This is a genomic window from Nonomuraea sp. NPDC050310, assembly GCF_040655795.1.
GTDB lineage: Bacteria > Actinomycetota > Actinomycetes > Streptosporangiales > Streptosporangiaceae > Nonomuraea.
The window spans coordinates 87739-111098 of the sequence record NZ_JBFAKP010000003.1; the positions used below are offsets into that span (position 1 = coordinate 87739).

Here is a 23360-nt window from a genome sequence, read left to right on the forward strand (position 1 = left end):
GGCCTCATCTCAGCAGGAGCCGGCGGCGCAGGCGGTGCTTGAGCGGGGTGCTCCGCCGTACCGCGCGGTGGACCGCGTCGCTGTGCCGCCACGCCTGGTCGGCGGCGCCTGCGGCGGCCTCGTCCGGAGCGAAGCGCACGAAGTTGGACAGGTCGGCCAGCGGCCGGAGATGCTGCGAGAGGTCGGCCGGCTGCCGCGCGACCACCTCCTCGGCGGTCAGCGCCCGGTCCGCGCGCACACCGAGGTCGTCGCAGGTCTGCAGCCACGCCCCGAGCACCCGTTGCGCGGCGGGCGCGGGCGCGCGTCGCCGGCGGCGCCGCCACCACGGCACGAGCATCGCGACCAGCAGGTAGACCAGCACGATCGCCGCGCCGAGTGCGGGCAGGAGCACCCACAGCGGCGGCCCGCCCGAGCCGCCCGGCTCCGCCTGCGACGCGCCGCGCCTGCCGTCCTTCGGCCGGTCGACCGTGCCCTGCGTGAACTCGCCCTCCAGTCGCTGGCTCTCCTCGATCGCCTGGGAGACCACGTCGTGGTCGTCCTTCGCGCCGCTCTTGCCGGGCGTGGGGTAGAACGGCCGCCAGCCGAGGCCCTCGAACTTGATCTCCGCCCAGGCGAGGACGTCGCCGGACTTGACCCGGTAGACCCCGTTCTCCGGCTGGCCGGGACGGAAGCCGACCACGACCCGCGCGGGCAGCCCGAGCGTCCGCGCCATCAGCGCGAAGGCCGAGGCGAACTGCTCGGAGGTGCCCCGGTGCGTGGTCTCCAGGAAGAACTCCAGGCTCTTCAGCGAGTGCCCGGGCGGCGCGGTCAGGTCGTAGCGGGCGTTCTCCCGCAGGTACTTCTGCAGCCGGTAGGCCTGCCGGATCGGCAGGTCGGCGCCCTTGGTCGCCTGCTGGGCCAGCTTGCGGAAGAGCTGCTCCTGCGGCCCCTTCGGGAAGGCCAGCAGCGCCGGGTCGGCGGCCGGGACCGCGTCGAGCAGCTCCTGGCGGCCGGGCTTGGCCACCCGCGAGATCACCTCGTAGCGGAACCCCTTGGCGGGCGGGGCGGCGGCCAGCAGCGACCCGCTCTCCGGGTCGGCGGCCAGGCCGGGCACCCCGTCCACCTCGCCGGGCCGTTCGGCCGCCGGGAGCCAGGTGCCGGGCAGGCCGTCCATGGTGATCGTCTGCCGGACCTCCTCGCCCGCCCCGGTCCACTCCCCCGCCGGGATCCGGCCGCCGGTCGGCTGGAAGCGCGCGCCCGTGGTCCAGCGCACCCCGTCGTAGCGGTCGAGTACGGCCAGCCGCCAGTTGAGCGGCTTGCCGGATCGGACGGTGAACAGCGGCCGGTCGGGGATCTGCAGCCAGGCGGAGATCCGGTCGAGCGGGCTGACGCTGTCCACCCGCGTCGGCGGCGGCAGCTCGGCGTGCGTCCTCGGGTTGTACGGCTCAGCCGCCCGCGGCAGCAACGGCCCCGCCGCGTAGGCCACCAGCGCGAGCACGGCCGCCACCGGCATCCCGGCGAGCAGCCACCCCACCGGCCGCTCGTCCCTGGACAGCGCCAGCGTCGCGGCGAGCGTCACCAGCGCGGCGGCCAGGGGCAGGTTCGAGCCGTCGCCGTCCACGCCCAGCAGCAGGGCCGCGCAGAAGGCGGCCAGCGGCGGCAGCGCCGGAGCCAGCCGGGCGCGGGTCCTGAGCTGGAGTTCGGCGGCGGCGGTGGCGGCCAGCCAGACCAGCGTGTGCACCAGGATGAGCAGCCGGGGCTCGGGCTGGGCGGGCAGGAGCGTGGTCAGCAGGGCCTGCCAGGAGTCGGCCAGGTCGCGCGGCAGGGCCAGGGGCAGCCCGCGGTAGACGGCCGCGGCGGCGCCGAACCAGCCGAGGACGCTCACCAGCAGCGCCAGCCACAGCGGGCGGCGCGCGGTCAGCCCGGCCAGCAGGGGCGGGACCAGCGCGGCCGGGAGCACGACCGGCAGGAGGCCCCCGGCCGGGAAGACGCGGTGGAAGGCCCAGCCGGCGGTGCCGGCCAGCGCGGCGACCAGCACGAGGCCGGCGGCCACGCGCCACGTCGCTCGCTCAGGGGGCGTGGGAGCAGCTCGGCGGCTCATCGGCGTCCCCACTGGGCGGGCAGGTCGTCGAGCGTGCGCAGCGGCATGACCGTGACGCCGGGCGCGCTGACCTGCCCCGGTCCGGTGTAGACGCAGATCACCCGGTCGAAGCTGCGCCGCAGCCCGGCCAGCCGCCCGGCCTCGGCGGCGTCCCCGGTGACCAGCACGAGCGAGCCGCCCCCGCGCGCCTGCCGTACCCGCAGGTCGGCCCCCGGGGTGGCGGCGACCACGGCGAGGCGGTCGAGCACGAGGTCGGCGTCGTTCTTGGTCTCGGCCAGCGGCCCGGCGGCGGTGAGCAGCCGCACCGGGAAGCCCGAGCGCGCGGCGGCGAGGGCCACGGAGGCGGCGGCGTCGACGGCCTCCTCGCTGAGCTCGCGGGTGTCGAGCACGACCGTGGTGGTCGGCAGGCTGGCGTCGATGAGCTGGCGGACCATGAGGGTGCCGGTGCGGGCGCTGGAGCGCCAGTGGACGTGCCGCAGGTCGTCGCCGACCACGTACTCGCGAAGCGTGTGGAAGGTCACCGTGCCGGCGGGCGCGTTGTCGCTGGTCGGGCCCTCCAGGTGGTGAGCGCGGCCGGACGGGGCCACCGGCAGCGCGATGGTGCGCGGCCGGACGAGCAGGGTGATCGCCTCGCCGTACTCGCGGACCCGGCGGGTCAGCCCGAGCGGGTCGGCGCGGACCAGCCGGAGCGGGCCGACCACGATCTCGCCGCGCCGGTCGGTGGGCAGCGGGTAGGAGACGGCCTTGAGCGTGTTGCGCGGCAGGCGCGGCAGGTCGACGGTGTGCTCGGTGTCGCCGAACCGGTCACGGGCGCGCAGGCCGGTCAGGCCGAACCGGCCCAGGTTGCGGATCTGCAGCACGGCGACCGCGGCCTCGCCGCGCGGCACCTTGAGCGGGGTGACCTCGCGGTGCACCTCCAGCTTGGCGCCGGGCGCGGTCCAGATGAGCGCGAACAGCAGCGCCAGCAGGCCGCCGGTGGCCAGCACGATCGGTTCGGGATGGCCGAGGGCCGCGCCGAGCCCGTAGAGGAGCACGGACCCGGCGAGCGTGCCCCAGCCGAGCGGGGTGAGCATCAGGCCGCCTGCGGGACCGGCACCCCGGCGAGGATCTCGCCCAGCACGTCGGCGGCGGTGCGGTCGCGCAGCTCGGCCTCCGGGGTGAGGATCAGCCGGTGCGCGAGCACCGGGACGGCCAGCGCCTTGACGTCCTCCGGGATGACGTAGTGCCGTCCGGCCGCCGCGGCCTTCACCCGCGAGGCGCGGAGCAACGCGAGGCTGGCGCGCGGGCTGGCGCCCAGGCGCAGGTTCGGGTTGCCGCGGGTCGAGGCGACGACGGCGACGATGTAGTCGAAGACCGGGTCGGCGACGTAGATGCGCGTGGCGAAGTCGATCATCATGGCCACGTCGCTCGCCCGGGCGACCACCGGGAGCTGGTCCACCAGCGGGCCCGACGGCATGCCCTTGAGCACCTCGACCTCGCTGACGTGGTCGGGATAGCCGACCGAGATCTTCATCAGGAAGCGGTCGAGCTGCGCCTCGGGCAGCGGGTAGGTGCCGTCCATGTCGACCGGGTTCTGGGTCGCCACGACCAGGAACGGGCGCGGCACCGGATGCGGCTCGGAGTCGACGGTCACCCGGCGCTCCTCCATGACCTCCAGCAACGCCGACTGGGTCTTGGGCGAGGCCCGGTTGATCTCGTCGCCGAGCACGATGTTGGCGAAGATCGGGCCCTGGTGGAACTCGAACTTCTGGTGCGCCTGGTTGAAGATGCTCACCCCGGTGATGTCGCTGGGCAGCAGGTCGGGGGTGAACTGCACGCGGCGGTAGAGCGCGTCCACGCTGGCCGCGAGGCTCCTGGCCAGGGTGGTCTTGCCGGTGCCCGGCACGTCCTCGACCAGCAGGTGGCCTTCGGCGAACAGGCAGATCAGGGCCAGCTCGACGGCCTCGTGCTTGCCGCGGATGATGCGCTCGATGTTCTGGGCCAGGAGCTGGAAGCGCTGGGCGAACTGGCCGGCGAGGGTGGCGGGGTCGGGCTGCTGGTAGACCTGGGCGGTCTGCTCGCCGTACTGGGTGGTCACCTGAGCTCTCCTAATCCGTGCACTCGAACAGCGGGGCCGCGGGGAAGCCGCCCTTGGGCGTGCCGATGAGGGTGTCGCTGATGTAGCCGATGCCGCCGTTCCACTCGATCCGGTTCCAGATGTCGCTGCTGCGCCCGGACTGCGTCTCGTCGACCCGCCGGCCCTTGGACTGGCAGATGACGGTGAGGTTGATGTACTGCCCCTTCGGGATCTCACCGATCTTGCAGCTGCCGGTGGTGCAGGAGTTGATCAGCGTGTCGGTCTGGTCGTTGTACTCGTTGCGGTAGGACTGGCGCGGGTAGGCCAGGTCGGCGGTGGCGGTGGCGGCGTCGGGGCTCTCGCCCGCCTCGTTCTTCGCCTTCAGCTTGAACTCGTACTGCTTGTTGTTGGCCAGGTCGCCGACGCTGAAGGAGGTCTCCTTCAGCTCCTTGGACGCCGCGCCCGACAGCACGTAGGTGACGTTCTCCCCGGCGTTGGCCGGGGCCGACCAGCTCAGGTCGGCGCCGCGGTTCTTGGCCTTGGCCTGGAAACCGGCCGGGGCCCCGGGCGCCACGCAGGGCCGCGCCCCGGCGCTCGGCTCCGACTCGATCTCGCCGCCCTCCCAGTGCGCGACGACGGTGAAGCTGTACTCCTTGGCGCAGTCGCCGCCCTTGACCTCGAACTGGAACGGCCCGTCGGCGCCCACCTCGGACGGAGTGGCCTGGCCGTCGCCGCCCTTGAGGGTGTACCTGGTGACCTTGCCGCCGGTCGAGGGGCTGAAGCTGATGTCGATCCGGCCCGGCCCCGAGCGGGCGCTCACCGCGCCGGGCTTGCCGGGCGGGGTGGGCGTGGGCGTCGGGGACGGCGAGGGCGACTGCGACGGCGTGGGAGTCGGCGTCGGGGTCGGCGTGGGCGTGCCGGTCGGCGTGGAGGTCGGCGTCTGCGACGGCCGCTTCGGCTTCTTGGTCGGCTTCGCCTCCTCGCCGTCGTCGTCCTCGCGCGTCGGGTCCGGCCGGCCGGTCGGGTCCGGGTCCGGGTTGTCGCGCGTGGGGTCCGGCTTGGGGGTGGGCGTCGGCTTCGGGGTGTTCGTCGGGCCGGGGACGTCGGTGTCGTCCTTGTCCACCTGGTGCTTGCGGCCCTCCGGGTCGATCACCATCGCGCGGTCGCCGCGCTGGTCGTTGGCCCAGAGCAGGCCGTCCTTGACGAAGACCTCCAGCGGGCCGGGCCGCTCGGCGACCTGCAGCCGGCTGGGCGCGCCCTGCGCCGAGCTGTCCCAGACGATCAGGCCGCCGGTGCTCGCGTCCGGCACGTAGACCTTGCTGCCGAGCACCTGCGGGACGCCGAGGCGGGCCGGGTCGGCCGACTCCAGCTTGGTGCTGAGCACCGCGTTGGACTGGGTGTCGAGGACGACCAGCAGGCCGTCCGGGCCGGGCGCGAGGATGGGGACCAGGCCGCCCTCGGTGGCGGCCGGGGTCAGCACGCCGCCCTTGCCGGTGCGGGCGACCTCCTTCGGCAGGGTGATCTCGCCCGCGCCGCCGTCGGAACCGATGACGACGGCGCTGCTCGCCCGGGTGTTGACGATCACCGGCAGGCCGCCGGCGATGGTGACGGAGATCTCGTCGCCGGGCTCGCCGACCTTGACGGGACGCTCCGCCGTACCGGCCGAGACGGGCTGGACCTCGCCCTTGGCGGTGACCGGGACCCACAGCCGGCCGCCGCCGTCGAGGCGGGCGGCGCCGAGCGGGCCGGGCAGGCTCAGCGGCTCGCCGACGGAGTTGAGGGTCAGCGGGTCGATCTGCTGGACCCGTCCGGCCGGGTCGACGGCGTAGGCGTTCGGCCCGGCGAGCACGAGCTGCAGCCCGGCCGCACCGAAGTTGCGCGTCTGCGCGACGTCGAGCTGGCTCGGCTCGATGCGGCTGACGAAGCCGGTGGCCTCGTCGACCAGGAGCACGTTGCCGCCCTCCTGGACCACCCGCATGGCCTTGCCGCCCTTGACGTCGAGGTAGCCGTCCACCTCGCCGGACAGGCCGTTGACGTGCACGACCTTGCCTCTGACCTGGGTCCACAACCACGCGCCGACGTCGGCCAGCTTGGGGCTGGCGCTGGAGACGCCCACCCCGACGACCGCCGCCACCCCGACCAGCGCCGCGACCACGACCGTGGCGATCGTGGCGGTGGCTCTGTCACCTGTCCAAAAACTCTGGAGCCTGGCGAGCCCCATGTGTCCCTCACCCCGTCATTAATGCTGATAAATCCCCCGATTATCGGGGGACACCCTAGCGCGCTCTCATCCCGTCCGGCAGTTGTACGGCAGACCGCTATGGTTTCCCTATCGCCTGGAGGCGCGTCCGCCGGGTGCGAGTCTCGCGGCCGGGCTTCCCGATCGGGTCAAGCGCGTCCAAGATTGTCGGAGCGAAGCCGTACCTTAGTGCGCGTGCCCGAGGAGCTGCTGACACTCGACTCCGCCCTGTCCGACGAGGCGGTGCTGTCGACCTATCGCCGGATGTTCGCCGCGCTCGCGCGAGACAGCGGCGCGGTGGTCGACGACCCCGCGCTCGTCGACATCGCCGAGACGCTCTTCGCCGCCTTCGCCGAGGCGGGCGAGGAGTGGCTGACCCACGAGCAGATGCGGCACGTGTGCCGTGCCTATCCGGCCGAGCAGTTCGAGAACCGGCTGCGCGTGCTCCGGGGCCTGGGCGCGGTCCGCGAGGTCTTCCCCAAGCCCAACCAGCTCCGCTACCGCGCCTCCTTCACCAGCGTCGTCGGCCTGATGTTCATCCGCCGCATGATGGACGACGGCGGCCAGTCCGAGATGCACCGGCTGCTGGCGCTGGAAGACCTCAACGTCGCCGACCCGCGCACCACCATGGAGGAGGCGCGCCAGTCGGCCGTCAACCTCACCCGCGCCTTCCGGCTGTGGGCGCTGGAGCTGATCACGCTGACCGGCGGCACCATCGAGGAACTGCGCGAGCAGGCGCCCAAGCTGTGGGGCACCGAGGAGATCGCGCAGCGCGCCCAGCGCCTGCACGGCACCATCCTGACCCGCTGGCCCGCGCTCGACCGCACCTGCACCGACCTGCGGGCGGCCATCTACGCCTACAGCGACGCCTCCCGGCGCGCGGCCGGGCGGCTGGCCGACTCGGCGGGCACCACGCGCAACCTCACCCTGCTGCCGACCGAGACCTGGCGGACCTTCGCGCAGACCGCCTCCCGCGCCGACCTGGCCGGGGTGCTCGACGGCTTCGTCTTCGACGCGCCCGCGCCGTGGCACGATCCAGCGGCGATCGCCCGCGCGGTCGACGAGTCGCCCCGGCCCGCGCCCGCCCACCCCACTCCCCCGCGCTCCACGCTGCCCGACCCCGGGCCCTCCTCCGAGCTGGCCGAGCCGCCGGGCGCCGAGCGGCTGGCCGCCGTCGCCGAGTCGCTGCTGGGTGACGCCTCGCGGGTTGACCTGGCCGATGTGGCCGGGGGCGACTGGGCTTCGGTGCGGCGGCTGCTGGCGGACCTGGTCTCCATCGACCTGCGTCCCGAGCTGCCTTACCGCCTGGTCTGGACCGACACCCTCACCATCGACGCCGGGCGGGAGCCCGCCTGGCTGACCCACGCCTTCCTGGAGCGGGCCTCATGACCTCCGCCCGCGCGCACGACGCGCGCCTTGCTCACGCCGCGGACGACGCGCGCCTTGCTCATACCGCGGATGCCGCGCGCCTTGCTCACGCCGCGGATGCCGCGCGCCTTGCTCATACCGCGGATGCCGCCCATGCCGCCCGTGCCGCACATGTCGCCATCCGTTCCGCCGGCCCGTTGCGGCTCGCCGCCGGGGCTCCCGCTCCGGCCGGGACGCTGCGGCTGTCGTATGCCGACACGACGGGGGTGGCGTTGAGTGTGTGGCCCGACGGGGCCACGCCGTCGATGCTGGAGGAGTTCCAGATCCCGCCGCTGCCGGTCGAGCGGGCCGGGGAGACTCGGCGGGTGCTGGCGGCCTGCCTGAAGTGTTGCTGGGCCGACCTGTCCGGCGACCCCTGGCCCGGTGTCGCCGCCCCGGCCGAGCTCGTCCTAGACACTTACCGGGCCCTCATCGGGCGTACCGACGACCTCATGCGCAACTGGGCCGTGGGGGCCTTGCGGCGGCTGCACGACTCGGCGTGGATCGTCTTCACCGACGGCCTCGTCCGGTTGGGCCCGCGCTGCGCCACCTGGCCCGTCGAGTCCTTCGCCCAGCTCAAGGACCTCGTCCGTCGTCTCCCCGACCCACCCCGCACCACCCTCCCCATCACCCCGACCCCAGACCCCACCCCCACTTCCACTCTCACCACTTCACCCACCTCCCCGTCCTCCTCCCCGACGCCGCCTTCGCCCCTCCCCGCCACCCAGCCCGCTCCTTCCGCCCGCGCCTCGGCCACCGAGCCGGCCCCTCCCGGCGACCCGGTCCCCGTCGGAGACCCGGACCCCCTCGGAGACCCGGACCCCGTCGGCGACCCGGTCCCCGTCGGCGATCCCGGCCCACCCACCGAGCCCGGCTCAGCCCGTAGCTCCACCTCGGCGGCCGACCCCGTCCTCCCCGGGGAGCCCGGCGCGGCCGGTGAGCCCATTCCCAGGACCGGCGCGGTCCCCGTTGACTCGGTCCCCGCCGACTCCAGCTCGGCCACCCAGCCAGCCCTCTCCGACAGCTCCGCGCCACCCGCCGAGCCCGGCTCAGCCCGTAGCTCCGCCTCGGCGGCCGAACCCGTCCTCCCTGGGGACCCGAGCGCGGCCGGTGGGCCCACTCCCAGCAGCGGCTCGGTTCCCGCCGACCCCGTCCCCGCCGACCCGGTTCCCGCCGAGCCCGCCCCCTCTGACGGCCCCACCTCGGCCATCCCCGCCCCCATCACCGGGGACGGCGGGCTGGAGGTCCTCGCCGGGCGGGTGGAGGGTGGGGAGTCGGCGGGGTTCGACGACCTCCTGGAGAGTTACGACGAGCGGCACCGGGCCGAGCTGGTGGCCGCGTTCATGGCCGTCGAGCACGCCGCCGAACCCGTCCCCGAGGCCAGGTTCGCCGCCCTGCGGGACCCGGCCCTGCGCCGGGCCCTGACCGAGATGCTGGCCCGCCGCGGCCGGGTCCTGATCCAGCACCGCGAACGCTGGATCACCGGCTACGACGACGAGGCCGCCGGCCGGGCGGGCACCACGCTGGGCGAGGCCGAGCGGGCCGTACTGACCCTGGTGCTGATCCACTCGGTGGCCATCCCCCGCGCGGAGGGCGTGCTGCCGGAGGACACGTGGTTGTCCCCGCACCCCACCCCGGTGGAGGAGCTGCGCCGCCACACCCAGGTCCCGATCGGCGAGCTGGAGTCCGCCCTGCGCACGCTCCGCCACGCGGGCCTGGTAGCCCAGGTGAAGGCGGGCGAGGAGGCGGGCGGCTACGTGCCGGGTCCGCAGTTCCACCGGCTGACCCCGGCCGCCCGCCGCCGGCTGCAGGAGGAGCTCATCCTGGCTGCCGGCCCGCAGACGCCGCTGGCGGCAGCCGTACGAGCACGAAGGACGGCCGAGTGACCACCACGCCCGGCACCGGAACCGCCACAAAGATCATCACGACCAGAGGGAGCAGCGTGTCGCAGGGGGAGAACGTCGTCGGTGACCGGGTGCTGATCGCGGTGCAGGCGGTCAACATCTCCCGGTTGTCCACCCATCCGGTGCCGACGGTGCCCGGCACGCTGATCGTCGTGGCGGGAGCGGGCCCGAAGGACTCCAACGGCGCGGGCAAGTCCTCCTTCATCGCCGCGATCACCGCGTTGCTGGGCGACGAGCAGTGGCGCTTCGCCTCGGGCGCGAAGGCCGTCTCCGAGCTGCTGTTCAACGCCGAGCTGGCCAGCGGCGCGGGGGCGCGGCAGTGGGCGAGCGCCGACCACGGCTACATCGTCGGCGTCTTCGGCCACGCCCAGCCGCTGCCCGAGCGGACGCGGGAGGAGCAGGCGGCCGAGGACGAGGACGCGCTGTTCGAGCAGCCGCAGTCCGACACGGTGACGGTCTGGCTCAAGGTCAACCAGGAGGCGCCCCACCTGGAGATCCGCTGGAAGGACGGCGTGCACCTGGCGTCGGCGGCCTCGGAGGCCGAGCGGGTGCTGCGCGCCGACGAGCTGTGGGCGTCGCTGCCGAAGTCGGCGGGCCGCCGCGACGTGGTCGCGCGCGACCTGACCAAGGTGCTGTACGGCGACCGCGTGCGCTGCGTGTCGTTCCTGTCCACCTCGGTGCGGAGCAAGGTGGCGACGAACCTGCTGTCGCAGCCGCTCAACGAGATCTCCCCCGAGCGGGTCTTCGAGGCCATCGCGGCGCTCACCGGCCTCGACGCGGAGCTGGAGCTGGAGCGCGAGGCCCGGCGCGACGAGCACGCCAAGCGGGTGCGGGCCGCCGAGGCGGCCGACCGGCTGGCGGAGTTCGAGGCCGAGTCGCGGGCGCTGGTGGCCACCTTCGACCGGCGTGACCAGGCTCGGGTACGGCTGGCCGAGGCGTTGCGCTGCTGGCGTGGACGGCAGACGCGGCGGCTGGCGGACGCGGCCGACCGGGACGAGCAGCTCGCCGCCGACCTGGCCCGGCACGAGGCCGCCCAGGAGTCGGCGGCCGAGGCGATCGCGCTGGTCAAGGCGGAGATCGCCACGCTCAAGGACGACAGCTTCGACCGGCGGCTGGTCGACGCCCGGCGGGAGCTGGCGGCGTTGCAGGCTCGGGCGGCCAAGCTGGAGTCCGATCGGGCGGTGGCGGAGAACTCCGCGGACGAGTTGCGGGGCTGGATCCCGGGGCTGGAGGAGACCCGGCGGCTGTCGGACGGCCGTGACGTCCCGGCTGCCGAGCGGGAGCTGGGTGAGGCGCGGCGGCGGCTGAACGAGTCGCTCAAGGGGCTGGGGGTCGCCGACCGTGAGGTCGCCTCGGCGCAGGCCGCTCTCGACGACGCCGAAGGCGGTCCGGCCGCGGCCCAGCTCAGCGCCCTGACCGCCGCCGGTCTCCCGGCCACCGGCCTGCTCGACGCCCTCGACGTCGCCGAACACGCCCGCGACGAGTCCACCGGCACCGCCCCCAACGCCGCGACCCTGGGTGGAGGCGTGAACGTGGGTGGAAGCGGGGGGCAGGGTGGAGGGGCTGCCCCGGGTGCAGGTGCGGCCCTGAGTGGCGGCGCGGCCCCGGCTGGAGGTGCGGCCCCGGGTGGGAGCGCGGCCCTGGGTGGGGGCTCGTCGCTCGGTGGGGGGCTGGATCTCAAGGGGCTGCGGGGCTGGCCGACCGAGCATGCGGTGATCGTGGACGCCGCCGATCTGGAGCAGGCCGCCAAGGCCCTGGCCGATCTGCCGGGTTCGGTGCTGGTGAGTGCGGCCGGGGTGAGCGTGGTCGGCGCGTTCGGCGGGGTGGCGACCGGCCGAGAGGCCCGCATCAAGGCCGCCGAGCTCCGGCTCAACCGCGCCAAGGACGCCCAGGAACAGGCGGCGCTGGCCGTACGGCAGGCGGAGGAGGCGGTCGCCGAAGCCCAGCGCCGTCTGGAGGGCGCCAACGCCGGGGTCCAGCTCGCCGACATCGAGCGACGGCTGGCCGAGCGCCGGGCCAGGCTGACGGAGCTGACCGAGGCCCTGACCGAGCTGGCCCCCCAGGTGGCGACGGCCGAGCAGGAGGCGAGCACGCTCGACTTCCGCGCCCGGACCCGCGACATGGAGATCGAACGCCTCGACGGCCGCCGCCAGCGGCACGAGGCCGACAAGCGCCAGGCGCACGACCAGGCCGCCCAGGTGAGCCGGGAACGCGAGGCGCTCAAGCTGGCCGAGCTGGTGCAGGACTGGGGCGGTTCGGTCGAGGGCGCCCGCGAGTGGATCGCCGCGTTGCCCGAGGAGGAGCGCCCGCGCAGCTCCGACGAGTGGTGGCGGATCGCCGAACGCCACTTCGACCAGGCCTTCCGCGACACCTTCGTGGAGGAGGAGGACGTCCCGGAGGAGCTGCGCTTCCTGATGGCCGAGCGGGCCGGCCGCTCCAGCCGCGAGCAGGCCACCTTCGCGGCGGTCTGCGGCTCGCTCGCCTCCTACCTGCGCGGCCAGGAGGAGTACGAGAAGCACCAGCGCCGCCAGATCGAGTCCCAGGTCAGCGGCCGGCAGCGTGACCTGGCGGCGGCGACCAAGGGGGCCGAGGAGGCGGCGCAGTCCACCGCGGTGCACCGCGCGGCGCTCACCGCGGCGATCAAGGCGAGGCTGGTGCGCGTGGCGGAGGAGTTCGAGAAGCTCGACACCTCTTACGGCGGTTACGGCGCGACGCTGGAGTTCCCGGTGCCGCCCGCCCCGGCCGATCCGGAGCAGCGCTGGCAGTGGCGGGTGACGCCGAAGTGGAAGCGGGGCGAGGGTCAGGGCTACGTGCCGTACAACCGGCGCGCGAATACCGCGTTGATGGACGAGAAGGCGGTCAAGCTGGTCTGCGCGGCGGCGATCGCCTCCTCCGGCGGCGGCCACCTGTGCCTGGTGCTTGACGAGCTGGGCCGCAACCTCGGCAAGGAGCACCGGCGGGAGGCGGTCGCGCTGTTCCGCCGGATCGGCGAGACGTACGGGATCACTGTGATCGGCGCGCTCCAGGACGACATGGAGCCGTACGCGATCGACGCCTGCGGCCAGTACATCAAGCTGCGCCGCTCCAGCGACGCCATGCCGTACAACGAGCCGCCGGTGATCGTCGGTCACGACGAGCACGCCGAGCGGGTGCGGACTTTGGCCGCGTATGTGGAGAGGTCTTAACCAAGGCTGACATTAGCCGCGCCGCCGCCCGGGGAGATCTTGGTGGTGCAGGTATCCGAGGCGGAGGGCCACCGCGCCATCGCCCTCGCGCTGCGCGTCGGCGAGCTGCTGCTGGGCAGCGGCGAGGCGACCGAGCGGGTGGGCGGCGCGATGCGCCTCATCACGCACGCCTACGGCCTGCGCAACGTCGAGGTGGACGTCAACCTGTCGGCGCTCACCCTGTCGCAGGTGCCGGAGGACGGCCGCCCGGCGACCACGGCCGAGCGGCGGGTGCGGCGGCGGCAGCCCGACTACGACCGGCTGATCGCGGTGCACGATCTGGTGGGCGACATCACCGCCAAGGAGCTCACCCTGGCCGAGACCGCCGAGCGGCTGCGGGAGATCACCCGGCGGGTGCCGGTCTATCCGGGCTGGGTGGTGACCTGCGCGCTCGCGCTCATCGCGGCGTCGGCGGCGGTGCTCATCGGCGGCGGCGTCACGGTCGCGGCGGCGGCCTTCGTCGCGACCGTGCTCGGCGACCTGGCCAGCGCGTGGCTGTCCCGGCGCGGGGTGGCCGAGTTCTTCGGCCTGGCCCTGGCCGCCTCCTTCGGCGCGATCCTGGCGGTGCTGCTGATCTGGCAGGACGTCCGGGTCACCACCTCGGCCGTGGTGGTCGGCGCGGTCATCGCCCTGCTGCCCGGCCGGCCCCTGGTGGCGTGCGTGCAGGACGGCATCGCCGGGGAGTACGTCACGGCGACGGCGCGGCTGACCGAGATCGTCTTCATCGTCACCGCGGTCGTGTCCGGGATCGGCACCACGCTGGTCGTCGCGGTGAAGCTCGGCGTGCAGATCAGCGTGGAGAACGTGCCGACCGCGCCGCTCAGCCTGAACGCGCCGCAGCTCATCGGGGCGCTGGGGGTCAGCCTCACCTTCGCGGTGGCGTTGCTCGTGCCGCCCCGGCACCTGCTGGCCGGGGCGCTCGGCGGGCTGCTGATCTGGACGGTCTTCGTGCTGCTCCGCTCGACCGAGATCCCGGCGCTGCTGGCCACCTCGATCGCCTCCGCAGTGGTCGGGTTGATCGGCACGGCGTACGCGCGGCTGGTCAACGTGCCCGCGATGGTGTTCGTCATCCCGGCGATCGGGCCGCTGCTGCCGGGGACGGTGCTCTACCGCGGCATGCTGGAACTGAGCCTGGGCGAGCTGTCCAACGGGACGTTGCACCTGATCGAGGCCATGTCCATCGCGTTGAGCCTGGGCGCCGGGGTCATCCTCGGCGGCGAGGTGCTGCGTGCCTTCCGCGGCCGTGACCTGGCCCGGCGCATCCGCCCGGCCTCGCGGCGGACGCGCGGCTACTGAGCCGCCGGTCAGGGCCCGGTGTAGACGGCGCGCGGGCGCAGCAGGGTGCGCCTGCCGTACTCCTCCATGGCGTGGGCGAGCCAGCCGGCGGTCCGGGCGACCGCGAAGATCGCCTCACCGGCGGCGGGGATCATGCCGGCGACGGTGGTGAGGGCGGCGAGCGCGAAGTCGATGTTCGCCGCGGGCAGGCGTCTCCTGACGGTTTCCTTGCGTACGGCAAGCGCCGCCTCGACGCGCGGATGGCCGGGGGCCGCCGCCTCGACCAGGGCGAGCAGGGCCTCACCGCGGGCGTCGCCGTGCTTGTAGACGGTGTGGCCGTAGCCGGGGATCCGCTCGCCGCGCCGCAACCGGTCGGCGATCAGGCGGGATGCCTGGGCGGGATCCTGGATCTCGTTGAGCAGGCGTTCAGCGCCGTAGGAGGCGCCGCCGTGCAACGGGCCGCTGAGCACCCCGAGGCCGGTGAGCACCACCGCGTACGGATCGGCCTTGGCGGATGCGGCCACCCGGGCGGCCAGCGTCGAGGCGGCCAGTTCGTGGTCGGCCAGCAGGACCAGGGCGGTTTCCAGGGCTTTGAGCAGGGCGGGCTCGGGTTCGGCCGGGCAGAGCCGGGACCACAGGCGTTCGGCCACCGTGCCCCCGGCTGGCGTGGCGGGGGCTGCTTGCGGGAGGGCGTCGACGAGGCCGGAGATGAGGCGGGCGCCGGTGGCGGCGACCGAGGCGGGGTCGAGGTGGAAGCGCAGGGTGTCGGTCGCGCCGAGGACGGTGGTGATCACCTGGAGGTTCTCCAGCGGCGACAGGCCGCCGGGCAGGGCGCGGCGAGCTGCGGCGACCCCGTCGGGGTCGCTGGCCCACGCGTCCGGTTGCCCGGGTTCGCCGGGAAGCGGGGGCAGGCCGCCCCAGAGCCATTCGGCGACGGTCTCGAAGCTCTCCTCCCGGGCGAGCTCGATCGCGTCCCGGCCCCGGTAGTACGGCCGGTCCGCCCCGAGCCGAGTGATCCTGGACTCGATCACCAGCTCGGACGCGCCCGGCGGACGCCGCGGACGCCCCTTCCGGGCCAGTTCCTCCACCTCTGCGGCGTCAAACAGGCTCCGCCGCCCGTCCTCCCCGTGCCGCCGCCGCAGCACCCCGCGGCTGACGTACGCGTACAGCGTCGCCTGCTTGATCCCCAGCCGCTCAGCGGCCGCCGCCGCGTCGATCAACTCCATGATAGTTGACTATAATCAACATTGATCCACGTTGAGAAGCCGTGCCACGGTGGATCCATGCCGCGAATCCATTTCCTCGACGTCACCAACCGCGACGGCGTCCAGACCGCCCGCACCGGCCTGTCCAAGTTCGGCAAGACGATGGTGAACTTCTACCTGGCCAGACTGGGCGTCGCGCAGTCGGAGATCGGCTTCCCCTTCCTCTTCCACGAGGCGCCCTACGTGCGCGCCCAGGTGGCGTTGGCCGAGGCGGGCGCGCTGGGCGAGCTGCGGCTGTCCGGCTGGTGCCGGGGGGTGGCCCAGGACGTGGAGAAGGCGCTGCCTCTGGGGTTGAAGCACTACAACCTGTCCATCTCGACCTCCGACTACATGATCCAGAACAAGTTCAAGGGCCGCCTCGACCGGGCGGCGATCATCAGGGAGATGACCGCCGCCGTCCGCGCCGCGCGTTCGGGCGGGGCCGAGACGGTCGGGGTCAACGCCGAGGACGGCTCCCGCACCGACGACGGCTTCCTGCTGGAGTTCGCCCTGGCCGCGAAGGAGGCGGGCGCGGACCGGGTGCGCTACTGCGACACCATCGGCGGGGAGACGCCCGACCACATCCGCGAGCGCTTCGCCAAGCTGGCCGCCGCGACGGCGATGCCGATCGAGACGCACTGCCACAACGACCTGGGCATGGCGGTGGCGAACTCGGTCTCCGGCGCGCTCGGCGACCTCGACGCGGGGCAGGACGCGTGGATCAACACCTGCGTCAACGGCATCGGCGAACGGGCGGGCAACGCCGACCTGCTCTCCACGATCCTGGCCTTCCGGCACGGGTTCGGGCTGGAGGGCGGCGCGGAGATCGGGGACGCGCTCGACCTGTCCTGGGCCAGGCGGTTCGCGCTCTGGGCGAGTTACGCCTTCGGGCAGGCTCTGCCGTACCACCAGGTGGGCGTGGGGGCGAACGCGTTCGCTCACGAATCGGGCATTCACGCGGACGGGGCGTTGAAGGACCACGGCAACTACGAGCTGTTCGACGAGGCCACGCTCGGGCCGTTCCCCTCCGATTGGCATGCGCAGCGGGGGCGGGTGGTGCTGACCGGGGAGTACGGGGGGAAGGCGGGGTTCCGGCATGTCATGGACGGGCTCGAGGTGGAGGTCGTGGAGGAGGAGCTGGCTTTCCAGCTCGTCCAGCTCTGCAATGCGATGACCGGGAAGCCGCTGACGGACGACGAGCTACGACTTATCGCGACGTATCCGCGCGAGCTGGCGCTGCTCTTCCCCGGCCAGACCGCTTAGGCCCGCCCTTGTCCGGTCAGGCGCCCTGGGAGAGGAGGGCCCGCTGCTGGGGACGGGCGGGGAGGGCGAGGAGGCACCCGAGACTGAGCAGCGCCGACACCCCGACATACCCGCCCACCGCACCTACTCCGAGCCCAGCCCCCTGCAAGAGCGTCGCCACGATCGGCGGCACGGCCCCGCCGAGCACCCCGCCCAGGCTGTACGCCAGCGCCGCCCCGCTGTACCGGTGCTCGGGCCGGAACAACTCCGGCAGATACGCCCCCATCGGCCCGTAAACCACCCCCATGATCGCCAACGCCCCGACCATCGCCACCCCGAGGTCGAGCCCGGAGAACATCGCCGGCCCCCACCCGGCCGCCGCGACGGTGCCGATCACCAGGGTCCGCCGCCGCCCGATCCGATCGGACGCCAGCGCGCCGAGCACCGTGGTGACCCCCATGACGACCACGCCCGCGATCGACCACCCGAGCATGACCGGCCGCGGCACGCCCAGCACCTTGGTCCCGTAAGCCAGGCAGTACGTCGTCGCGAGATAGAACAACGTGTAGGCGATCACCATCGCCCCGGCGCCGAGCGCCACCGTCCGCCCCTGCTCCCGCAGCAGCGCCCGGGCCGGGACCCGGTGCACCTGCCGCACCTCCCGGAAGGCCGGGGTCTCGGCCAGCCCGACCCGCACGTGCAGCCCTACCACCACGAGCACGATGCTCGCCAGGAACAACCACCGCCAGTTCTCCACCCCCGCGACCAGGAACGCGCCGTTCGCCAGCACGAACCCGACGGACGGCCCGAGCTGCGGAAACACCGCATACCGCCCCCGAAGGTGCGCTGGCGCGTGCTCGACCGCCAGCAACGCCGCCCCGCCCCACTCACCGCCGAGGCCGACCCCCTGCGCGAACCGCAACACCACCAGCAGCAGCGGCGCCAGCACCCCGATCGACGCATACCCCGGCAGCAGGCCGATCGCCACCGTGGACAACCCCATCAGCAGCAACGACCCGACCAAGGTCGCCTTCCGCCCGACCCGATCACCCCAGTGCCCGAACAGCACCGCGCCGAGCGGCCGCGCGACGAAGGCCACCGCGAAGGTCGAGAAGGCCGCCAGGGTTCCCGCCAGCGGATCGAGACCGGGGAAGAAGACGGCGTCGAACACCAGCGCCGCGGCCGTGCCGTACAGGAAGAAGTCGTAGAACTCGATCGCGGTCCCGGCCAGGCTCGCGAACGCCACCTTGCTGCCGTGCTTCAACCGACCCCTCACTCACTCTCGGCGATGATCTCATCACCCAGAGCATCGCGCGAGCGGCTACGGCACCGCCACCGAAAGCGTCGAACCGGCGCGCGTCTTCGCCACCTTGAGCTGGGCCGGGATCCGGCTGCGCAGCTCGCCCACGTGGCTGACGATGCCCACCGCCCGGCCGCCGTCGCGCAGGCCGTCGAGGATGTCGAGCACGCCGTCGAGGGTGTCCTCGTCGAGCGTGCCGAAACCCTCGTCCACGAACAGCGTGCCGATCTCCGCCCCGCCCGACTCCGCCGCGACCACGTCGGCCAGGCCGAGCGCGAGCGCCAGCGAGGTGATGAAGCTCTCGCCGCCGGACAACGTCGCCGGGTCGCGGTCGACGCCGGTCCAGCCGTCGGCCACCCGCAGCCCCAGGCCGCCCCCCGCCCGGCTTCGCGCACCGGCGGTCTTCCGCAGGTCGTGCTGGAGCTGGTAGCGCCCGCCGGACATGTGGTCGAGCCGCTCGTTGGCGGCGTCGACCACCTGGCGCAGCCGCTCGCCGAGCACGAACGACGACAGGCTCATGCTCCACTGGTTGTCGCTGGAGGTGCCGCTGGCCAGGGCCGCCATCCGCTCGGCCAGCCGGTGCCGCTCCGCCGCCGGACGCCACCTCGCCAGGCAGGCGGCCAGCTCCTCGTGCAACTGGGCCAGCCGGCGTTCGCGGGCCACCGCCTGGTCGTGGGCCGAGACCAGGGCCGTGTGCTCGGCCTCCGCCTCGGCCAGGGACTCGGCCAGCGCGTCCAGGTCCGGCGCCGGTCGGGCCGCCGCGGCGACCAGCTCCGGGTCGGCCAGGGCCTGCGTCACCGCGGCGTGCTGTGCGTCCAGTTCGCGGAGCCGTTCGGCCTTGGCCTCCCGCTCGGCCGGGGTGCGGGCCGCTTCCTCGGCGTCCTCCGTGCTCGGGAAGCCGGCGTTCCTGGCTGCGGCTTCGGCGGCTTGTACGGCTTTGCCGTACTCCTCCGCCGCGGTCGCGGCCACCGTCGTCGCTTCCAGGGCCTCGTGGAGCAGCTCGGCCTCGTCCGCCAGCCTGGACAGCCGGGCGGTCAGCGTCGGGTCCGCCCCTCTCGCCTCGTCGAGCCGGGAGGTCAGCCGGGCGGCGTCCGTGCCCAGTTCTTCCCGTCTCGTACGGCCGGCCGCCAGGCGGGCGGCGATGCGCTTGGACTCCTCCTCGCCCTGCGCCCGTTCCGCCCGCAACCGCTCCACCTCCGCGGCCAGCCCCTGCTCCCGCGCCGCCGACCGCCGCAACCCAGCCACCTCGGCCTGCGCCGCCGCCAGCATCCGCAGCCCTGCCCGCGGGTCTCCTGGGCGGCCGGTGTCGGACGGTTCTCCCTGGGACACGGGCCGGTTGAGGGGTGCGGGCCCGTCTTGGGGCGCGGGCCCGCCATGGGATCCGCTCTGGGACGTGGGCCCAGCGCGCCCCGCCCACTCGGCAGCCCCGTCGTCGGCGGAACCACCCGCGTGCGGCGCGTCCGGACCGGCGTGCCCCTCGCCCAGGGGCAGGGAGGGAAAGTCGCCCGCGGCCAGCCCGTCAACCCGCTGGGCGGCCGAGTCCCCCGCATCCATCGAGGCCGCGTGGGGATCCCCGGGGCGCACGCCCATCGCATGGGCCACCTGGGAATCCTCGGAGTGCTCGCTCACCGCCGAGGACGCGGTGCGGGCGAGGAGGCGGGTGCGTTCGGCGTGGAGCTGGGTGCGGTGGGTGCGGTGGGCGGCGAGGGCTTCGCCCACCTCGCGCGCCTGCTCCCGCACCCGTTCCCGGGCAGCCTCGACCCGGTCGAGCTCCGACTGCAGCCCCGGCTCCAGTTCGGCCACCGATTCGAGCCGGGCCAGCTCCTCCTGCGCCGCGTCCAAGGCAGCGGCCGCAGCGGGCAGGTCGAGACCGCCGGCCGCCTCAGTGGCGTCGGTGAGGCGGGATTCCAGGGTGGCGACCAGCAACTCGGCCGCCTCCCGCTCAGCAAGGGCGGACTCGTGGGCCGCCTCCGCCGCGCGCTCGTCCTCGGCGGACGGAGCACTGGGCGCGGGGGCCGCCGGACTGGGGTGGTCGGCCGACCCGCAGACCGCGCACGGGGCGCCCTCGGCCAGGTCGCGGGCCAGTTCGGCGGCCATGCCCTCCAGCCGGGCCTGCCGGATGTCCAGCCAGCGTTCGCGGGAGGCCTGGGCGTGGTCGACGAGTGCCTGCAGCGTGGCGGTGGCCGCCTGCAGGTCCGCCGCCAACTGGTCCCGGCGGTGGGCCGCGTCGAGGGCCGCGCTTGCGGCGGCGGCCGTGGCACGGGCGGCGGGTACGGCTGCCGCCTCGGCCCGGATCTCGGCCAGGCGGGCGCTCAGCTCCCCGTGCCGGGCCGGCAGGTCGGCCTCCAGTGCGGCGACCTCGGCCTCGCGCTGGGTCAGGGTTTCGAGCTCGTCGTCCAGGGTGGCCAGCTCGCGTTCGACACCGATCAGGTCGCGCGCCGCCGCCACCGCCGCTTCTGCGGCCGGGATGCGGGCGGCGTCGAGCCTGGCGGCGGCCAGCGCCTGTTCGGCGGTGGCGAGCTGGGCGGGGAGGGCGGCCAGGCGGGCGGCGGTGGCCTCGTCGGCCTGGGCCAGGGCGATCAGCTCGGCCTCGACGTTAGCCAGATCCCGCCGCACCACCGACAGCCGGGCCTCCTCGGTGAGCAACTCCGACAGCCGCGCGATCTCGCTCCTCCGGCCCCGCTCCAGCTCGGCCAGCCGGGCGATCTCGCTTGCTCCGTCGCTTTGAGGGCGGGTGGGCTCGGAGCCGGAGGTGAGCGGGGAGCGGGCAGGCTCGGAGGTGGAAGTGAGTGGGGAGCGGCCGCCCTCGGCGGGGGAGGTCAGCGGAGTGCGAGGGGGCTCGGAGGTGAGCTGGGGGTGGGCAGGGGCGACAGCGTCTCTGGCGGAGGTGAGGAGGGGGTGGGCGCGGGTGAGGGCGTCGGTGGCGAGGGTTCGGGTCTTGGCCAGAGCCTCGGCGCGGTGGCGGGCGGCGGTGAGCAGGGGCATGACGCGGTCGGCCCGTGCGGCCTCGTCGAGGATGGCGGCCAGGTCGGCCCGCTCGTCGGCCCGTTCGTCCAGGGTGCGGCGGAGGGTCAGGGCGTCGGCGTGGCGGCGCTGCCGGTCGGCCAGGGCGGTGGCCTGGTCGAGGGCGGCGCGTGCCGTACGCAGGGTTCGGGTGGCAGCGGCGGAGCGGTCGGCGAGTTGAGCGGCGACCGCAGCCGCCGCCACCCGCAGTGCTCCGGAACGGGCCAGTTCCTCGGCACCGGGACCGGTTCCGGCTGCACCGACCAGCCCCGCTTCACCCGCCGGACCTGCTACACCCACCGGACCTGGACCCGGCAAGCCATCCGAACCAGCCGCGCCGTCTGCAGGGGCCGGGCCTTCCGCGGGGACCGGGCCGGAAGGAGGGGCGGCGGTGGGGTGGAACGGGGCGGAGGTGTGGGGCGGGGCAGGGGGGAGGGTGGGAGGCGGGACGGGGCTGAGGGAGTCGGAAGCGGCGGTGGTGAGGGAGCGGAGGAGGGCTTCGCCGGCGGCCTCGTCGATGCGCTGGACGGCGAAGTCCACCTGCTGGCGCAGCTCCTGCTGGGCCCGGCCCAGGGTGCGGCGTTCCTCGGCCAGCCAGGCCTCCGCCTGGGTGAAGACCTTGACGGTGAACAGCCGCTCCAGCAGCCGGCGCCGGTCCTCCCCGTCAGCGCGCAGGAAGCGGGCGAAGTCGCCCTGCGGGAGCATGGCGACCTGGCAGAACTGGTCGGCGTTCATCCCGAGCAGCCCGCCGATGAGGTCGCCGGCCTCGTCGGCGCGGGTGGTGAGGCCGGTCCAGGCGCCCCCCGTGTGCTCGGAGAGGATGACCTTGGCCTTCTCCTCGGTGAAGCCGGTGCCGCGGAGCTTGGGGCGTTGCCAGGCGGGGGAACGTTCGACACGCAGGCGGCGCCCGCGGATGGTGACCTCCAGGCGGACGGAGGGGCCGGCGCCGGGCGGGGCGTGGTCGCAGCGCAGGGAGCGGGCGCTGTTGCGCTGGCCGGGGACCTGGCCGTAGAGGGCGTAGCAGAGCCCGTCGAGGACGGTCGTCTTGCCCGCGCCGGTGGGACCGTGGACGAGGAAGAGGCCGGCTTCGGTGAGCGCGTCGAAGTCGACGCTCTCGCTGCCGGGGAAGGAGCCGAAGGCGGTCAGGGTGAGCAGGTGGGGCCGCATCTAGGCCAGCGCCTCCTTGAGCCGGGAAGCCTCGATGGCCGCGCGCAGCAGCTCCTCCTCGTCGCCCGAAGCGGCCTCGCCGCGCACCTCGCGGACGAAGTCGAGGGCGACCTCGGCCTCGGGCCGGCCGGCCAGCCGCGGGGCGGGCACGGCGGCGGCGCCGCCCTCGGGGTCGAAGGAGAGGGCGAGCGTGTGCGGGAAGCGGACGCGCAGCCGGTCCATCGCCGCCTTGGGCCGGACGGGGTCGGTGAGCACGATCTGCAGCCAGTGATCCTCGTAACGCGCCAGGTCGGGCCGGTCGAGCAGGTCGTCGAGCAGCCCGCGCAACCGGCCGACGGGCCGGGGCACGGGGGCGGGCACGAAGTCGGCCCGCTGCACCGAGTCGGAGAGCTCCACGAGCCAGGAGCCTTTCACGTGCCCGGCCTCGGAGAAGGAATACGCCAGAGGTGACCCGGAATAACGCACGGTGTCCGACATCTGCTGCCGCCCGTGCAGGTGCCCCAGCGCCACGTACGTGACCCCGTCGAAGGCCGACACGGGCACGTGCGCCACCCCGCCCACGCTGATGTCGCGTTCGCTGTCGCTGGCCTCTCCCCCGGTGACGAAGGCGTGCGCCAGCACGACCGACGGGCCGCCCCGCCGGGCGAGATCGGCCCGGATCCGGTCCATGGCGTGACCCAGAGCCGCGCCGTGGGTGCGGGAGTCGAGCTCCCAGGGTCCGCGCACCAGCTCGGGCTCCAGGTAGGGGATGCCGTAGAAGGCGACCCCGTCGATCACCACCGGCTCCCAGGCCAGCTCGGGGTCGGTGCGCAGGTGCACGCCGGCGGCGTCGATGAGCGAGGCGCCGAAGCCGAGCCGCCGCGCGGAGTCGTGGTTGCCGCTGATCATGACGACCCGCACCCGGGCCGCGACCAGCCGCGCGAGGGCCTCGTTGCACAACGCGACCGCGTCGACCGGGGGCAGCGCGCGGTCGTAGACGTCGCCGGAGACTGCCACCACGTCCACCCGCTCCGCCCGGACCACCTCGACCAGGTGGTCGACGAAGGCCGCCTGCGCCTCGATCAGGCTTTCCCGGTGGAAGGAGCGACCGAGGTGCCAGTCGGAGGTGTGCAGGACGCGCATGTCCCAGGAAGCTAACAGGTCTCACCGACAAATGACGTCCCAGTGGGCGACGCGCCGGGAGTAGCCTTGAAGATCAGCGGGCAAACCAACGCACATG

Annotated in this window: 13 protein-coding genes; 5 read left to right on the forward strand and 8 right to left on the reverse strand. The window is 74.2% G+C overall.

Translation table 11 applies throughout. The features are described from left to right. Positions 1-4 precede the first annotated feature (4 nt). From AB0I67_RS10115 to AB0I67_RS10130, 4 genes are read right to left on the reverse strand one after another with little or no spacing between them, the layout of a single operon-like run. Positions 5-2032 (reverse strand): DUF3488 and transglutaminase-like domain-containing protein, encoded by a 2028-nt coding sequence (locus AB0I67_RS10115; RefSeq protein ID WP_357920635.1) that lies wholly within the window; start codon positions 2030-2032, stop codon positions 5-7. 44 nt (positions 2033-2076) lie between these two features. Further along, a complete protein-coding gene (locus tag AB0I67_RS10120; protein WP_357920638.1) occupies positions 2077-3153 on the reverse strand; it encodes a DUF58 domain-containing protein in 1077 nt (358 codons plus the stop codon). Continuing rightward, positions 3153-4157, reverse strand: coding sequence for a MoxR family ATPase (locus AB0I67_RS10125; protein WP_357920641.1), 1005 nt, complete (start codon positions 4155-4157; stop codon positions 3153-3155). Before AB0I67_RS10125 ends, AB0I67_RS10120 begins: the two co-directional genes overlap by 1 nt. 10 nt (positions 4158-4167) lie before the next feature. Then, on the reverse strand, positions 4168-6357 hold the full coding sequence (locus AB0I67_RS10130) for a fibronectin type III domain-containing protein (RefSeq protein ID WP_357920644.1): 2190 nt from the start codon (positions 6355-6357) through the stop codon (positions 4168-4170). A 213-nt stretch (positions 6358-6570) separates the two neighbouring features. Between AB0I67_RS10130 and AB0I67_RS10135 the strand changes: the two genes are divergently transcribed. The 4 genes from AB0I67_RS10135 (at position 6571) to AB0I67_RS10150 (ending at position 14206) form a co-directional block, all read left to right on the forward strand. Beyond that, positions 6571-7764: a hypothetical protein gene (locus AB0I67_RS10135; protein ID WP_357920646.1), complete on the forward strand. Its 1194-nt coding sequence runs from the start codon at positions 6571-6573 to the stop codon at positions 7762-7764. Positions 7765-7940: 176 nt separating this feature from the next. Then, positions 7941-9668 (forward strand): hypothetical protein, encoded by a 1728-nt coding sequence (locus AB0I67_RS10140; protein ID WP_357920648.1) that lies wholly within the window; start codon positions 7941-7943, stop codon positions 9666-9668. Beyond that, positions 9665-12871: a chromosome partitioning protein ParA gene (locus AB0I67_RS10145; protein ID WP_357920650.1), complete on the forward strand. Its 3207-nt coding sequence runs from the start codon at positions 9665-9667 to the stop codon at positions 12869-12871. Before AB0I67_RS10140 ends, AB0I67_RS10145 begins: the two co-directional genes overlap by 4 nt. A gap of 42 nt (positions 12872-12913) precedes the next feature. Beyond that, the gene (locus AB0I67_RS10150; RefSeq protein ID WP_357920653.1) at positions 12914-14206 is read left to right on the forward strand and encodes a threonine/serine exporter family protein; all 1293 of its coding nucleotides are present in this window, start codon (positions 12914-12916) and stop codon (positions 14204-14206) included. An 8-nt stretch (positions 14207-14214) separates the two neighbouring features. Here AB0I67_RS10150 and AB0I67_RS10155 read toward each other — a convergent pair whose 3' ends face one another. After that, positions 14215-15411: a citrate/2-methylcitrate synthase gene (locus tag AB0I67_RS10155; RefSeq protein WP_357920656.1), complete on the reverse strand. Its 1197-nt coding sequence runs from the start codon at positions 15409-15411 to the stop codon at positions 14215-14217. 57 nt (positions 15412-15468) lie between these two features. Here AB0I67_RS10155 and AB0I67_RS10160 point away from each other — a divergent pair, with 57 nt between their 5' ends. Then, positions 15469-16692, forward strand: coding sequence for a hypothetical protein (locus AB0I67_RS10160; RefSeq protein ID WP_357920658.1), 1224 nt, complete (start codon positions 15469-15471; stop codon positions 16690-16692). Between the two features lie 16 nt (positions 16693-16708). Here the strand turns inward: AB0I67_RS10160 and AB0I67_RS10165 are convergent, their stop codons facing one another. Genes AB0I67_RS10165 through AB0I67_RS10175 form a run of 3 tightly spaced genes read right to left on the reverse strand, consistent with a single transcriptional unit; the run spans position 16709 to position 23263 of the window. Next, on the reverse strand, positions 16709-17935 hold the full coding sequence (locus tag AB0I67_RS10165; protein ID WP_357920660.1) for an MFS transporter: 1227 nt from the start codon (positions 17933-17935) through the stop codon (positions 16709-16711). 57 nt (positions 17936-17992) lie between these two features. Next, complete coding sequence (locus AB0I67_RS10170) at positions 17993-22141, reverse strand: AAA family ATPase (RefSeq protein ID WP_357920663.1); 4149 nt, start codon at positions 22139-22141, stop codon at positions 17993-17995. Then, a complete protein-coding gene (locus AB0I67_RS10175) occupies positions 22142-23263 on the reverse strand; it encodes an exonuclease SbcCD subunit D C-terminal domain-containing protein (RefSeq protein WP_357920666.1) in 1122 nt (373 codons plus the stop codon). Positions 23264-23360: the final 97 nt, after the last annotated feature.

Coding starts and splice junctions, on each gene's coding strand:
- AB0I67_RS10160 (WP_357920658.1), top strand. CDS start 15,469: ATGCCGCGAATCCATTTCCTCGACGTCACCAACCGCGACGGCGTCCAG.
- AB0I67_RS10170 (WP_357920663.1), bottom strand. CDS start 22,141: ATGCGGCCCCACCTGCTCACCCTGACCGCCTTCGGCTCCTTCCCCGGC.
- AB0I67_RS10175 (WP_357920666.1), bottom strand. CDS start 23,263: ATGCGCGTCCTGCACACCTCCGACTGGCACCTCGGTCGCTCCTTCCAC.
- AB0I67_RS10120 (WP_357920638.1), bottom strand. CDS start 3,153: ATGCTCACCCCGCTCGGCTGGGGCACGCTCGCCGGGTCCGTGCTCCTC.
- AB0I67_RS10155 (WP_357920656.1), bottom strand. CDS start 15,411: ATGGAGTTGATCGACGCGGCGGCGGCCGCTGAGCGGCTGGGGATCAAG.
- AB0I67_RS10130 (WP_357920644.1), bottom strand. CDS start 6,357: ATGGGGCTCGCCAGGCTCCAGAGTTTTTGGACAGGTGACAGAGCCACC.